General features: G+C 41.2%; 3 protein-coding genes. All 3 read right to left on the reverse strand.

What is annotated here, in order from left to right:
• Nucleotides 1-331: 331 nt before the first annotated feature.
• The 3 genes from PARA125_RS06045 to PARA125_RS06055 all read right to left on the reverse strand — a co-directional run bounded on the left by PARA125_RS06045 (nucleotide 332) and on the right by PARA125_RS06055 (nucleotide 16,154).
• A complete protein-coding gene (locus PARA125_RS06045; RefSeq protein ID WP_213157819.1) occupies nucleotides 332-5,119 on the reverse strand; it encodes a HEAT repeat domain-containing protein in 4,788 nt (1,595 codons plus the stop codon).
• A gap of 141 nt (nucleotides 5,120-5,260) precedes the next feature.
• A complete protein-coding gene (locus tag PARA125_RS06050) occupies nucleotides 5,261-11,092 on the reverse strand; it encodes a HEAT repeat domain-containing protein (RefSeq protein ID WP_213157820.1) in 5,832 nt (1,943 codons plus the stop codon).
• Nucleotides 11,093-11,234: 142 nt separating this feature from the next.
• Nucleotides 11,235-16,154, reverse strand: coding sequence for a HEAT repeat domain-containing protein (locus PARA125_RS06055; RefSeq protein WP_213157821.1), 4,920 nt, complete (start codon nucleotides 16,152-16,154; stop codon nucleotides 11,235-11,237).
• Nucleotides 16,155-16,299 lie beyond the last annotated feature (145 nt).

Consider the following 16,299-nt stretch of genomic DNA (forward strand, 5'->3'; position numbering starts at 1 on the left):
CTCACCCCATCCGCTCATCGTCCTCTTATTGGCAATCTCCCTAAGAGGGTGGCTTGAAATTCTATTTTCTTTTACATCGCTCACTTTGCATACGGATAAGCTTATTATTGCCTGCATCCTAATAAACCCAGCCAGCTCTTTATCAAACAAGCAAAAAAAAATTAAGCCTTTTTGCCTATGCTTAAGCTGTCTTTACGTTAAATTGGTGGTGACTTAAAGCACAATTAAAGAACTAGCGGTAATCAAAGCCAAAGGAAGGTTTATGGATAACCGCCCCTGTAATACTAAAGGGTAATGATAGCAATCTCTTTTAGTATTAATTGATGGGTTCTTAAGAAATCTCAGCTGGGCTAAGACTATCTAGCCGCTTCCGCCATATAGCTAGCTGTGGAGGCAGTTGTTTCCTTATTTCTTTGTAACTCAGCATCATTAATTTATCTTTACAGGAATAAGCTGCCCTATTATCAGAAATTTGAAGTCGTCGATCTTTAACTGAAAAGCTATATTTAGCAAGGAAGCAAGCCTCAATAATTAGAGGAAATGCCTCTATACTCATTTTTAATAATGCATCTTTATCAAACTTTTTTAGGGCAGCGACGACATAAAAATTAGCTCGCATATCATCTTCTTTGAGAGCTTGGAGAAGAGCGGCCAGTACTTCTTTCGGAAGCTCACCACCGCCTTGTTCTGCTATTGCTCCTAGGGCATCAGCAGCATAATCCTTAGTCATACTATTGCCTTCTTTGAGAGCTTGGAGAAGAGCGGCCTGTACTTCTTTGGAAAGCTTTCCTCCTTGTGTCGCTATTGCTTCTAAAATCCTAGCAACACGGCCTTTAGTCTCTTCATCACCTTCTTTAAGAGCTTGGATGAAAGCAGCTAGAACTTCTTCTGGAAGCTCTCCTCCTTGTGTTACTATTTCTTCTAGGACATCAGCAACACAACCTTTAGTCTCTTCATCACCTTCTTTGAAAGCTTGGCTAAGGACAGCTGGCACTTCTTTCGAAAGCTCTCCTCTTTGTTTTGCTATCTTTATTAGGACATCACAAGCAGAAGACTTAATCTCTATATCGCCTTCTTTGAGAGCTTGGATGACAGCATCTAGCACTTCTTTCGGAATCCCAGCTCCTTGGCCTGCCATTTCTTTTAGAAAAAAGATAGCAGAACATTTAGTCTCTCTGTCGCCCTCTTTAAGGGATTGAATGAGAGCGGTTAGCGCTTCTTTAAAAAGCTCACCTCCTTGCTCTGCCATTTCTATTAGGACCTTAGCTGCAGAACATTTAGTCTCTCCATCACTTTCTTTGAGAGCTTGAATGAGAGCGTCTAATGCTTCTTTCGAGAACTCACCTCTTTGATTTGCCATTTCTCCTAGGGCAAAAGCAGCACAAAAGCTAGTTATACTATTACCTTCTTTGAAAGCTTGGATGAGAGCGGCTAGCACTTCTCTCTGAAGTTTACCTCCTTGTTTTGCCATTTCTCTTAAGACTCTGGTGGCAGAGGCTTTAGTCTGATTATCTTTTTCTTGGAGAGCTTGGATAAGAGCGTCTAGCGCTTCTTTCGGAATCTCAACTCCTTGTTTTGCTATTGCTTGTATGACCTCAGCCACACAAATTTTAGCCGTGCTATTACCTTCTTTGAGAGCTTGGATGAGAGCGTCCAGCACTTCTTTCGGAATCCCAGCTCCTTGTTTTGCTATTGCCCCTAGAACCCTAGCCGCAGAATATTTGGTCTCTCTATCGCCTTCTTTGAGAGCTTGGGTAAGAATGATTAATACCTCTTTCGAAAGCTCTCCTCTTTGTTTTCCTATTGCTATTATGGCATTAGCAGCATAAAATCTAGTTGTACTATTGTCTTCTTTGAGAGCTTGGATAAGAGCGTTTAGCGCTTCTTTCGGAAGCTCATCTCCTTGTTGTGCTATAGCTTCTAGAGCAATAGCAACATAAGCTTTAGTTCGATTATCACCTTCTTCAAGAGCTTGGGTGAGAGCAGCTAGCGCTTCTTTCGGAAGTGCACCCCCTTGTTTTGCTATTGCTTGTATGGCATCAGCAACATAAATTTTAGTCGCTCTATCGCCTTCTTTAAAAGCTTGGGTGAGAGCAGCTAGCACTTCTTTCGGAAGTTCACCTCCTTGTTTTGCTATTGCTTTTATGACATTAGCAGCAGAATTTTTAGCCTCTCCATCATCTTCTTTGAGAGCTTGGATAAGAACGTCTAGCGCTTCTTTCGGAATCTCAACCCCTTGTTCTGCTATTGCTTGTATAGCATTAGCAACAGAATATTTAGCCAGGCCATTATTTTCTTTGAGAGCTTGGATAAGAGCGTCTAACGTTTCTTTCGGAAGTTCACCTCCTCGTATTGCTATTGCCTCTAGGGCACGAGTAGTGTAAACTTTAGTCCAACTATCGTCTTCTTTAAGAGCTTGGATGAGAGCGCCTAATGCTTTCTTCGAAAGCGCACCTCTTTGTTTTGCTATTTTTCCTAGGGTACTAGCAGCCTCACCTTTAATCCTGCTCTTGCCTTCTTTGAAAGCTTGGATGAGAGTGGCTAGCACTTTTTCAGAAAGTTTACTTCCTCGTTTTGCTATTGCTTCTAAGGCACTAGCAACAGAACCGTTAGCAGGATAGTGGATTTCTCCGAGGAGCTGAAAAAGGACGGTTATCGCTTCTTGCGAAAGCTCTCCTCCTTGCTTTGCTATTTCTTCTAAAATAGAGGCAGCAATAGAAGAGGCAATATACTCTCTAGCATCAGAATATTTTTTAGCGCTCTTAAGTTCCTCTGCAATCAATCCTACTATTTCTAAAGCTAGGCTTAGCCCTGTTCTCACAAAGCGTAGTAAGGTTTCTAAAACATCTTTTCTTGTCCGTGGATCAGATAACAGTTCTTTGAGAGTATGCACGATTTCGGGATGGTTAAAAAGTTTTTTATTCCTGAGCAATCTTTCGAAGTCTAAATTTAGCAAACAGAGATGCTTAACATAGTCTTTTACAAGCTCGACAAAACCATTGTACTGCTTCACCAGCGTCGGATTTTCGCACTCTTCAAAGCACTCTGCAATCAAAGTAAGCTCGCTACTGACAGCTAAGTCTTGCGGGGCAGCAAAAAGATCGTCAAAAAAAGACTGCAGTGCATCCTCACAGCCTCGGTCGCTTGAAGTAGCGTGAGAAAGATAGCCAGCAATCATGCGCAAGACTAGGCCATAGCGAGGCTCAAACTTATATTGCCGTACAAAATTTCGGCATGCTTGCCTTTCTCCTTTAAGATATTGATTGGCAACTTTTGAAGCAGTTAAAAACTCTTGGAAGGTTAAGTGTATAAAATACCATTTTTCCTCCGCTTCGGGGATGCGCAGAAGCCCACAATCAGTAAGCTCATTGGGTGAGATTTTATTATCTCTACTAAAGCGACCGATCTCTCGCTTGTTCAAATAAAGGGTGCCTTTTTCCATGGCAAAATAGGCCATTCCTTCAAAAGCGGTGGCAATTTTATCAACTTTTGAATTTTGGCGCAGGTTTTCTTCTATTAAAATGTGCTCTTTAGTTTGTTTCGATTCTCCTTGGCCAATTCTTCGTAAAAGAAGTCCCTGATACATTCGGTTAATCATCCGTTCATAAATGGCAGTCATCGTAATGGGATGCTTAGAATCAAAAAATTTTGGGTCCTCATGAAAGAGGCAGCACAGTAAAATTAAGAGCATAGGAATGCGGGCAAGACTTAAAACTTGGGAAGAACTCTTTAAAAGATGGCGAAGTTTTTCTTTTTTCTCTTCGGCTTTGACTTGGGTGAAAAATTTATCAATATAACGATCGATTCCTTCTTTATCAAAGCCTAGAAGCTCCAGATCACAAGAGCGCTTAAAAAAACAGCTCCCAGGCCTTGAAGTGATTAAAATATGGGGAAATAGTTCTTTTAGCTCCTCAAAAGCTGTAGCAAGGCTATTGTTACCTTGGGCATCTGCTGAAAGCTCATCATAGCCGTCTAAGACAAGCAAAGTTTTTTCTCGAAAGGCAGGATCTTTTAGACAAAAGTCGATGACCCTGCGGTCGATTTTGCCTTTATATTCTCTCGCAATCAGATCAGCTGGCGTATAATCTTTATCCTCGGGATATTTCCTTAAGGTCAGATTTCTTAAGGGAATCCAAAAGAGGCAGGCAAAGATGCCTTGCCAAAGCTCTCCTTTTGCCCAACGGTAGCTAATATAGTGGCATAGAGTACTCTTACCGCTTCCAGCAGAACCTTGGAGGTAAATTTTTTTAGCATTTTCTTTTTGAAGGCTTTCGTGTTCAAAAAGCTTTTCAAGTTCAATCTCCTGCTTAGGCTCGAAGATGGTTTCATAAGTCGGGACACGCTCATCTCGAATGTAATTAGAATGCTCATTCGAGGCTTGATCGCGTGTTTTTCTTTCTTTATTTTCAATCATCCCTAAACGCACATAAATTTCTTCTAAAGGTATCTTAAGTTCCCACTCTTGCTGCGCCTTAATTCTAAAAATGGAAATAGTTTTTTGAGAAAGGTAATAGTGTCGAAGAGAGCTAACGAGATTTTGTGGATCTAGTTCTGCCTGAGATAAGGGAGGCTCTGTCTTACATTGGACAATAGAATGCACATGCAGTTGAGCGTTCTGCCCTAAATAGATATTTTTAGCGCTAGCACGGGGGGTGTTAAGCACAAGTTTGGTTTGTAAATCGTGTTTCAGGCTGTGTTCACAGCAATCAGGCTCTCCAAGAGAGGATTGTTCTGCTACGCTACTTGCTTCTATGTCTATAGCGATCCCTTTCCTGATAGGTTTAGGGGGGCTGATACTTTCAGAATACTTTAGAGTAGAATGAGGAACCGGCTGAGCATCTACAGGCGTGGCGCCTGCATAATGGGGCCTACTTTTAGCAAAATCATAGATTGCGACAAGAATGTTTCCTATCACAGGTAGTAGCAGTACAACACAGCGAGAAAAGCTTTTTTGCTTTAAATAGGCGTAATAATGGCTTTTGGAAACATTTATTTTTTGCTTGAAGGGAAGCACTACGCATTTTTGGAATAAATCAATCAAGTTAGTGATTGTACTGATTGCGGGGATATAGTCAGACACGCGGTCTGCTTTTAATAAAAAGCTAGCATTTATGTCCATAGCAATAACCTTAATGATTTAAGAAAATATTTTACAACCATGAACTTTAAATGTCAATGACAAAGAAGGACTTATGGACAATTTCCCCTGCAATAACAAAAAGTGATGATAGCAACCCCTTTTAGTATTGCTCAATGAATCTTAAGAAATCTCAGCTGGGCTAAGGCTATCTAGCCGCTTCCGCCATATAGCTAGCTGTGGAGACAGCTGTTTCCTTATTTCTTCGTAAGTAAGCGTGAGTGCATGCTCGGATAAACAAGTTGCTCTTTTATCAGAAACTTGAAGTTGCTGACCTTTTACTGAAAAATTATACTCAATAAAGAAACACGCTTCAGCGATTAAAGCAAATGCCTGGCTACTCATCTTTAATAATGCAACTTTATCAACTTCTTTTAGAGTATCAACAGCATGAATTTTAGTCTCTCTATCGCCTTCTTTGAGAACTTGGATGAGAGTATCTATTGCTTCTTTAGAAAGCTCACCTCCTTGCCTTGCTATTGTTTTTAGGGCAATAACAGCAGAATACTTAGTCTCTCTATCGTCTTCTTTAAGAACTTGGGTGAGAGTATCTATTGTTTCTTTAGAAAACCCACCTCCTTGTCTTGCTATCTTTCTTAGGGCATCAACAGCAGAGTACTTAGTCTCTCCATCACCTTCTTTACGGGCTTGGAGGAGGGCATCTAGCGCTTCTTTTGGAAGCTCACCTCTTTGTCTTGCTATTGCTTCTAGAGCACGGCTAGCAGAATATTTAGTCTCTCTATCGCCTTCTTTGAGAGCCTGGGTGAGAGTATCTAGCGCTTCTTTAGAAAACTCACCTCCTTGTCTTGCTATTGCTTCTAGAGCACGGCTAGCAGAATATTTAGTCTCTCTATCGCCTTCTTTGAGAGCCTGGATGAGAGCGTCTAGCACTTCTTTCGGAAGCTCTTCTCTTTGTTTTACTATTGCTACTAAGGCAACAGCAGCATAACTTTTAAGCTTAAAATCACCTTCCTTGAGAGTTTGAAAGAGAGCGTCTAGCGCTCCTTCCGGAAGTTCATCTCCTTGCTTTGCTAGTTCTCCTAGAATCTTAGCTACATAGGCCTTAGTCGAACTATGCGCTTCCTTAAGTGCTTGGATGAAGGCTACTAAGGCTTCTTTCGGAAGCTTGCCTCCTTGGTTTATTATTTCTCCTAGAGCAGCCACAGCCCGATATTGAGCCTCATCATCTTCTTCTTTGAGAGCCTGGACGAGAACGACTAGCACTTCTTTTTGAAGCTCACCTCCTTGGTTTGCTATTTCTTCTAGGGCAACAACAGCACAATATTTAGTCTCTCTATCGCCTTCTTTGAAAGCCCGGATGAGAGCTGCTAGCGCTTCTTTTTGAAGCTCACCTCCTTGTTCAGCTGTTGCCCTTAGGGCACCAGCAGCAGAAATTTTAACCTTAATATGATCTATTTGTAGCGCTTGGATGAGAGCGGCTAGCACTTCTTTTGGAAGCTCATCTCCTTGTTCAGCTATTTTTCTTAGAATTCCAGCAGCATAATATTTAGTCTCTCTATCGCCTTCTTTGAGAACCCGGATGAGAGCGGCTAGCGCTTCTTTTTGAAGCTCACCTCCTTGTTTTGCCATTGCCCTTAGGGCACCAGCAGCAGGAATTTTAACCTTAATAGGATCTACTTGAAGCGCTAGGATGAGGGCGGCTAGCGCTTCTTTTGGAAGCTCACCTTCTTGTTTAGCTATTGCTTTTAGAGCACAAGCAGCATGGGTTTTAGTCCGCTCTTCACTTTCTTTGAGAGCTCGGATTAGAGCGGCTAGCGCTTCTTTCGGAAGCTTACCTCCTTGTCTTGCTATTGCTTCTAGGGCACGACCAGCATAATATTTAGTCCCTCTATCGCCTTCTTTGAGAGCTCGGATTAGAGCAGCTAGCGCTTCTTTTTGAAGCCCATTTTCTTGTTTTGCTATTTCTCCTAGGGCATCAGCAACATAACATTTAGTCTCTTCATCGCCTTTTTTAAGAGCCTGGATGAGAACGGCTAGTGCCTCTTTCGAAAGTTTGCCTCCTTGCTTTGCTAGTGCCCTTAGGGCATCAGCAGCAGAATACTTAGTTTCTCTATCGCTTTCTTTGAAAGCCTGAATGAGAACGACTAGCGTCTCTTCCGAAAGTTCACCTCCTTGCTTTGCTATTGCTTCTATGGCACGGCCAGCATAATATTTAGTCGCTCTATCGCCTTCTTTGAAAGCCTGAATGAGAACGACTAGTGCCTCTTCCGAAAGTTCACCTTCTTGTTTTGCTATTTCTCCTAGGGCATCAGCAGCATAACATTTAGTTTCTTCATCGCCTTTTTTAAAAGCCTGGATGAGAGCGGCTAATGCTTCTTTAGAAAGCTCTCCTCTTTGTTTTGCTATTACTGTTAGGATTCTACTAGCATAATGCTTAGTCTCTCTATCATCTTCTTTAAGGACGTCGATGGGAGCGGCTAGTGCTCCTTTGGAAAGCGTACCTCCTTGTTCTGCTATTTTTTCTAAAATAGAGTCAGTACATATCCTAGCACCAGAATATTCTGTAGGGTCTGTAAGTTCCTCAATGATTAATCCTACTATTTCTGAAGCTAAGCTTATTCCAGTTTTCGAGATGCGTAGTAAGATTATTAGCATATTTTTCTTTGTGTTAGGATCGGATAGCAGTTCCCTGATAGTATGTATGATTTCGGGATGATTAAGAAAATTTGTATTCCTGAGCAATCTTTCGAAGTTTAAATTTAGCAAGCAGAGATGCTTAATATAGCCTTTTACAAGCCCAATAAAACCATTATACTGCTTCACCACCGTAGGATCTTGACACTCTTCAAAGCACTCCGCAATCAAAGCAAGCTCGCCACTGACAGCTAAGTCTCGCGGTGCAGCAAAAAGATCGTCAAAAAAAGGCTGTAGCACATCTGCATAGCGACGGCTATTTGAAGCAGCCAGAGAAAGGCTGCCGGCAATCATGCGTAAAATGAGAGCATAGCGGGGTTCAAATTTGTAATTTTGTACAAATGCTTGGCATGTTTGTCTTTCTCCTTCAAGGTATTGATTGGCAACTTTTGAAGCGGTTAGAAACTCTTGGAAGGTTAAGTGGATAAAATACCCTTTTTCTTCAGCTTCAATTTCTGCTCCAGGAATGCGCATCAGCCCGCAATCTGCAAGCTCATTGGAAGAGATTTTGTTACCTCTAAAGTCTTCAATTTCTCGCTTGCTTAAATAAAGGGTATCATTTTTCATCGCAAAATCGGCCATTTCTTCAAAAGCGGCGGCAATATTGGCTACTTCCGGATTTTGGCGCAAATTTTTTTCTGCCAAAATTTGCTCTTTAGTTTGGCCAGATTTTCCTTGGTCAATTCTTCTTAAAAGAAACCATTGATACATCCAGTTAACAATCTTTTCATAAATCGCCGTCATCGTAATGGATTGCTCAGTATCAAAAGCCCGGGGATCTTCATGAAAGAGACAGCAAAGAAGGGTTAAGTTAATGGGAATTTGTGCCAGACTTAACACCTGGGGAGAAGTTTTTAATAGGTGGTTAAGCTTCTGCTTTTTCTCTTCAGCTTGAACGTGTTTAAAAAACCTATCGATATAATGCTTAACCCCTTCTTTATCAAAACCTAAAAGCTCTAGCTCGCAAGAGCGTTCAAAAGAGCAGCTTCCAGGTCTTGAGGTGATTAGAATATGGGGAAATAACTCTTTTAGCTGCTTAAAAGCTGTAGCTAAGCTAGTGTTTGCTTGGGCTTTTGCTGGAAGCTCATCATACCCATCTAAAACAAGCAGAGTTTTTTCTCGAAAGGCAGCATCGTGTATGCAAGCTTCGATCACTCTGCGATCAATTTTGCCGGCATATTCTCTAGCAATTAGATCAGCTGGAGTATATTCTTTATCAGGGGGATATTTCTCTATAGTGAAATTTCTTAACGGAATCCGAAAAAGACAGGTAAACATGCCTGTCCAAAGCGTCCCTTTTGCCCAGTGATAGCTAATATAGTGGCAGAGGGTGCTCTTCCCAATGCCCGCCGCCCCTTGAATGAAAACCCTTTTACGATCTTTTTTTTCAAAGCTTTTATGTTCGAAAAGCTTTTCAATTTCAACCTTTTCTTTGGGTTCGAAAATCGTTTCGTAAGTCGGAATGCGAGCATCTTGTAAATGTTCAGAATGCTTATTCAAGGCTTGATCGCGTGTTTTTCTCTCTTTATTCTCAATAATCGCTAAACGCACATAAATCTCTTCTAAAGGAACTTTAAGTTCCCACTCTTGCTGCGCCATAATTCTGAAAATAGAGACATTTTTTTGAGAAAGGTAACAGTTTTGAAGAAAGCTAACCAAAACTTGGGGGCTTAAGTTTGCCTGAACTAGAGCCTGTATAATGGCTGCATTTTCAAAAGCAAGATCTAAGGCCGTTTTTTTCTTATGATTTAAGATATTTAGGTTGGCTCCTTTTTTTATTAAGGCTTCGACGATTTTACAAAAGAAACCTGTGACTTTAGCGGAAGATGCACTCCACCCCATGATCGCTAAATGCAAAAGAGTGTTTCCCTCCCTATCTTGTTGATCCAACTGGAGGCGGCCTTTAGTTTGGTTTAGCAAATATTCAAAACTCTTCTCCTTTCCTGTAAATGCGGCTAAGTGTAAAGGCGTTTGGCCATCGCTATTTTTAGCTCTAATAAAAGCAGGATCGTATTGCAGCAAACTGCAGACGAAACCGATACCCTCTTTTTGTGACCGACAAGCATGGTGTAGAGCATTATTCTGTAAGCTATCGTGTTTTTTTACATCTGCTCCGTGTTCAAGTAGAAATTGAGCAATTGAAATAGACCCTCTTTTGATAGCCACATGTAAAGGCGTTTCTTTAACTGTCATTCCTGCTAAAACGTCGAGGTGAGTTTTTATATTTTGCCTTTCCGCGAAGAGATAGATAAAGATGCTGAGATTTTCCCGGGCTGCGAAATAATGCAGTAAGGTTTCTTTGTCTTTTAAACTGTTCTCTAATTTGTCTAAGTATTGATTAAGTGCATGCCAATCAAAGCTATATTCTTGTATGTCAAGGTTGCAATACAATTCATACGCTGTGGCCAGATAAAAGACCCCATGCAGGAGGGCTTCTTCATTTTCTTCTTTCAAAAATTTATGCCCTTGTGCAATTAAATCTTTTATGCAACAGGAGCACTTCAATTGCAACAAATCTCTTAACCGCTTGCTAAGCTCCGCGCCTGACAATCGAGGGGTTGGCGCTCCGTGATAGTGAACAATGGCGAAAGATTGCACATTCATCTGAGCATTTTGACTTAACTGGGGATTTTCAACGATAGCCTGCGGGCTAGCAAGCCCAGATTTAGTTGGCAAATCTGGATAAAGAGCTATAAAAGGCTCTTTAAAGCTGTGTTTACAGCAACCAGACATGCCAGGAAGCCATTGTTCCGATAAGCTACTTATTTGGGATTTTTTCCTACACACCCCTGTTGGTAACTGTCGAGCTATTTCTTCAGAACAACCTGGCATAGCGATGGCTTGAGAAGAGCCTTGTAGGACTGTGTTGCTTACCCTAACTTCTCTTTTACCCATTAACCAGCTTTTTGCATATCCGCTTTGCTGGCGGCCTATATCTGTAACACGGCCTTCAGTGGTAGGATCGGGAGAACTTTCACCTTGAGAAGTTTTTGAAGTAGAAAGAGGAACCGTCTGAGCAGCTACAAGTGTGGCATCTGCATAATTGGGTCTGCGCTTAGCAAAATCATAGGTTGCGACAATAATGTTTCCTACCACAGGCAGTAGCAATACAATACAACGAGAAAAGCTCTTTTGCTTTAAATAAGTGTAATAATGACTTTTGGAAACATTTGTTTTTTGCTTGAATGGAAGCACCGCGCATTTTTGGAATAAATCAACCAAATTAGTGATTGTACTGATTCCGGGGATATAGTCAGATACGCGGTCTGCTTTTAATAACAAGCTAACATTTATTTCCATGGTAATTTTCTTAATTATTTAAGGAAATAGTTTGCATTTTGGAAAGTTAAATGTCAATGACAAAGAAGGGTTTATGAATAAGCACCCCTGTAATAATAAAAAGTAATGATAGCAATCCCTTTTAGTATTGATCGATGGGTTCTTAAGAAATCTCAGCTGAGCTAAGTTTATCTAGCCGTTCTCGCCATATAGCAAGCTCCGGAGGAAGTTGTTTCCTTATTTCTTCGGAGGCAGGCTTGAGTGTATGCTCGGATAAACAAGTTGCTCTTTTATCAGAAACTTGAAGTTGCTGACCTTTCACTGAAAAGTTATACTCAATAAAGAAACACACTTCGGCAATTAAAGCAAATGCCTGGCTACTCATTTTTAATAATTTATCTTTATCAACTTTTTTTAGGGCGTCGACAAAATAAATTTTTACAATATCGTCTTCTTTGAGAGCTTGGATGAGAGCGGCTAGCACTTCTTTAGAAAGCTCTCCTTCTTGCCTGGTTATTTTTCCTAGGGCATTAGCAGCAGAATATTTAGTCGCTTCATCACCTTCTTTGAGAGCTTGGATGAGAACTCCTAACGCTTCTCTAGAAGGCTCTCCTCTTTGTTTTGCTATTACCCCTAAGGCTCCAGCAGCATAATCTTTAATCTCGCTACCGCCTTCTTTGAAAATTTGAATGAAAGCAGCTAGAGCCTCTTCGGGAAGCTCGCTTCCCTGTTTTGCTATTGTTTTTAGAGCCCTGGCAGCAGAATTTTTGGCCTCTCCATTGTCTTCTTTGAGAACTTGGATGAGAGCAGCTAACCCTTTTTCAGAAAGCTCCCCTCCTTGTTTTGCTATTGTTCTTAGAACACTGGCAGCAGAATATCTAGTCCCTCCATCGCCTTCTTTGAGAACTTGGATGACAGCAACTAGGGCCTCTTTGGAAAGTTCTCTTCCCTGCTTTGCTATTGTTCTTAAAGCCCTGGCAGCAGAATGTCTAGTCCTTCCATCGCCTTCTTTGAGAGCTTGGATGAGAGCAACTAGGGCCTCTTTGGGAAGTTCTCTTCCCTGGTTTGCTATTGTTCTTAGAGCACTGGCAGCAAAATGTATAGCCCTTCCATCTCCTTCTTTGAGAGCTTGGATGAGAGCGTCTAATGCTTCTTCCGGAAGTTCGCATCCTTGTTCTGCTAAATTTTTTAGAACATCAGCAACATAATTTTTAGTCCCTCTATCGCCTTCTTTGAGGACTTGGATGAGGGCGTCTAGCGCTTCTTTCGAAAGCTCACCTTTCTGAGCTGCTATTGCTCCTAAGGCACGGCCAGCAGAGTACTTAGCCTCTCCATCATCTTCTTTGAAAGCCTGGATGAGAGCGTCTAGCGCTTCTTTTGGAAGCTTGCCTCCTTGTTTTACTATCGCTACTAGGGCACCAGCAGCATAATTTTTCGCCTCTCCATTGCCTTCTTTAAGAGCTTGGATGAGAGCATCTAGCGGCTCTTTCGAAAGCTCTCCTTTCTGAGCTGCTATTACTCCTAAGGCACCAGCAATACGATTTTTATTCCTACTATCGCTTTCTTTGAAAGCTTGGATGAGAACGTCTAGAGCTTCTTTCGAAAGCTCTCTTCCTTGCCTCGCTATTGCTTTTATGGCATTAACAACATAACATTTAGTCTCTCTATCGCCTTCTTTGAGAGCTTGGATGAGAGCAGCTAACGCTTTTTCAGAAAGCTCTCCTCCTTGTCTTGCTATTTCTCCTAGGGCATCAGCAACATAATTTTTAGTCTCTCTATCGCCTTCTTTGAAAGCCTGGATGAGAGCGTCTAGCGCTTCTTTTGGAAGCTCTCCTCTTTGTCTTGCTATTTCTCCTAGGGCACCAGCAACATAATTTTTAGTCTCTCTATCGCCTTCTTTGAGAGCTTCGATGAGAACAGCTAGTGCTTTTTCAGAAAGCTCTCCTCCTTGCCTTGCTATTTCTCCTAGGGCTCCAGTAATATAATTTTTAGCCTCTCCATTGTCTTCTTTGAAAGCTTGGATGAGAGCAGCTAACGCTTTTTCAGAAAGCTCCCCTCCTTGTTTTGCTATTTCTCCTAGGGCACCAGTAACATAATTTTTAGCCTTTCCATTGCCTTCTTTGAGAGCTTGGATGAGAGCGTCTAACGCTTCTTTCGAAAGCTCTCCTCCTTGTTTTGCTATTTCTCCTAGGGCCCTAATAGCAGGACCTCTAGTGGCTTTATCACCTTCTTTGAGCGCTTGGATGAGAGCGTCTAGCGCTTCTTTCGAAAGCTCTCCTCCTTGTTTTGCTATTGATTCTAAGGTCCTAATAGCAGAACCTCTAGTGGGTTTATCACCTTCTTTGAGCGCTTGGATGAGAGCAGCTAACGCTTTTTCAGAAAGCCCTCCTCTTTGTTTTGCTATTGCTTCTAGGGCCCTAGTAGCAGAATCTTTAACCAAAATAAAGTTTTCTTCGAAAGCTTGAGAGAGAACGGTTACCGCCTCTTGCGAAAGCTCACCTCCTTGCCTTGCTATTTCTTCTAAAATAGAGGCAGCATGCCTTCTAGCGCCAGAATATTTTTTAGGATCCTTAAGTTCCTCCACGATCAATCCTACTATTCCTAAAGGTAAGTTTAGCCCTGTTTCCGCGATGCGTAGTAAGCTTTTTAGCATCTTTTCTCTTGTCTTAGGATCGGATAGCAGTTCTCTGATAGTATGTAAGATTTCGGGATGATTAAGAAAATTTCTATTCCTGAGCAATCTTTCGAAGTCTAAATTTAGCAAGCAGAAATGCTTAATATAGTCTTTTACAAGCCCAATAAAACCATTGTACTGCTTCACCGCTGTAGGATCTTGACACTCTTCAAAACACTCCGCAATCAAAGCAAGCTCGCCACTGACAGCTAAGTCTTGCGGGGCGGCAAAAAGATCATCAAAAAAAGACTGGAGCACATCTGTATAACGACGGCTACTTGAAGTAGCCAGAGAAAGACTGCCAGCAATCATGCGTAAAATGAGAGCATAACGAGGTTCAAACTTATAATTGCGTATAAATTTTTGGCATGTTTGTCTTTCGTCTTCGAGATATTGATTGGCAACTTTTGAAGCGGTTAAAAACTCTTGGAAGGTTAAGTGCACAAAATATCCTTTTTCTTCAGCTTCGGGGATACGCATAAGCCCGCAATCTACAAGCTCGTTAGATGAGATTTTGTTACTTCTAAAGTCTTCGATTTCTCGCTTGCTTAAATAAAGGGTATCATTTTTCATCGCAAAATCGGCCATTTCTTCAAAAGCAGCCGAAATATTGGCTACTTCTGGATTTTGACGCAGTTTTTTTTCTGCCAGAATTTGCTCTTTAGTTTGGCTAGATTTTCCTTGGTCAATTCTTCTCAAAAGAAACCACTGATACATCCAGTTAACAATCCTTTCATAAATCGCCGTCATAGTAATGGATTGCTCAGCATCAAAAACTTGGGAATCTTCATGAAAAAGGCAACAAAGAAGGGTTAAGTTAATGGGAATCTGTGCCAGGCTTAACACCTGGGGAGAAGTTTTTAATAGGCGGCTAAGCTTTTGTTTTTTCTCATCAGCTTGAACGTGTTTAAAAAACCGGTCAATATAATGCTTAACCCCTTCTTTATCAAAGCCTAAAAGCTCTAGCTCACAAGAGCGTTCAAAAGAGCAGCTTCCAGGCCTTGAGGTGATCAAAATGTGGGGAAATAACTCTTTTAGCTGTTTAAAAGCTATAGCTAAACTTGTGTTTGCTTGGGCTTTTGCTGAAAGCTCATCATACCCATCTAAGACAAGCAAGGTTTTTTCTCGAAAGGTAGCATCGTGTATGCAAGCTTCGATCACCCTGCGATCAATTTTGCCGGCATATTCTCTAGCAATTAGATCAGCTGGAGTATACTCTTTATCAGGAGGGTATTTCTCTATAGTGAAATTTCTTAAAGAAATCCAGAAAAGGCAGGTAAACATGCCTGTCCAAAGCGTCCCTTTTGCCCAATGGTAGCTAATATAGTGGCAGAGGGTGCTTTTACCAATGCCAGCTGCGCCTTGAATAAAAACTCTTTTATGATCTTTTTTTTCAAAGCTTTTATGTTCGAAAAGCTTTTCGATTTCAAACTTTTCTTTAGACTCGAAAATAGTCTCGTAAGACGGAATGCGAGCATCTTGTAAATGTTCAGAATGCTTATTCAGGGCTTGATCGCGTGTTTTTCTTTCTTCATTTTCAATCATCCCTAAACGCACATAAATTTCTTCTAAAGGAACTTTAAATTCCCACTCTTGCTGCGTTTTAATCCTAAAAATGGAAATAGTTTTTTGAGAAAGGTAATAGTGTCGAAGAGAGCTAACGAGATTTTGGGGATCTAGTTCTGCCTGAGATAAGGGAGGCTCTGTCTTACATTGAACAATAGAATGTACATGCAGCTGAGCGTTCTGCTCTAAATAGATATTTTTAGCACTAGCCTGGGGGGTGTTAAACGCAAATTTGGCTTGCAAATCGGGTGCTAGGCTAGGTTCACAGCAATCAGGCATACCAAGAGAGGGTTGTTCTGTTAGGCTATTTACTTCTTTGTTATACTTTTTTGCCGATATTAATTCTAGAACTGCTTCTGCCGGATAGCCTGCAGCAATTAAGGCTTGAGAATGCTTTTTCTGAATCCCTCCCTTTGCTCTAGCTTCGCTTGTACCTAGCACCCAGCTTTCTGCATGCTCGCCTAGCTTGCGGTCTATATCTGTCGCAATCCCTCCCCTGGTAGGCTTAGGAGTGCTGGTACTTTCAAAAAAGCTTGGAGCAGAAAGGGGGACTGACTGAGAAACTACGAGCGTGGCGTCTGCATACTTGGGCCTGCTCTTAGCAAAATCATAAATTGCGATAAGAATGTTTCCTATCACAGGTAGTAGCAATACAACACAACGAGAAAAGCTTTTTTGCTTTAAATAAGTATAGTAATGATTTTTGGAAATATTTGCTTTTTGCTTGAATGGAAGCACCACGCATTTCTGAAATAGATCAATCAAGCTAGTGATTGTACTTATTCCAGGGATATAGTCAGACACGCGGTCTGCTTTTAATAAAAAGCTAGCATTTATTTCCATGGCAATAGTCTTAATGATTTAAGAAAATAGTTTACATCTAGGATAGTTAAATGTCAATAGCAAAGGAGGATTTGTGAGTAATAATCCTTGTAGCATTAGGCTCTGCTGAAAGATCTGAAGTAACCTATTCTCCATGGTCCAGTCA

The sequence above is a fragment of the Parachlamydia sp. AcF125 genome, from assembly GCF_018342475.1.
GTDB lineage: Bacteria > Chlamydiota > Chlamydiia > Chlamydiales > Parachlamydiaceae > Parachlamydia.

Coding starts and splice junctions, on each gene's coding strand:
- PARA125_RS06050 (WP_213157820.1), bottom strand. CDS start 11,092: ATGGAAATAAATGTTAGCTTGTTATTAAAAGCAGACCGCGTATCTGAC.
- PARA125_RS06055 (WP_213157821.1), bottom strand. CDS start 16,154: ATGGAAATAAATGCTAGCTTTTTATTAAAAGCAGACCGCGTGTCTGAC.
- PARA125_RS06045 (WP_213157819.1), bottom strand. CDS start 5,119: ATGGACATAAATGCTAGCTTTTTATTAAAAGCAGACCGCGTGTCTGAC.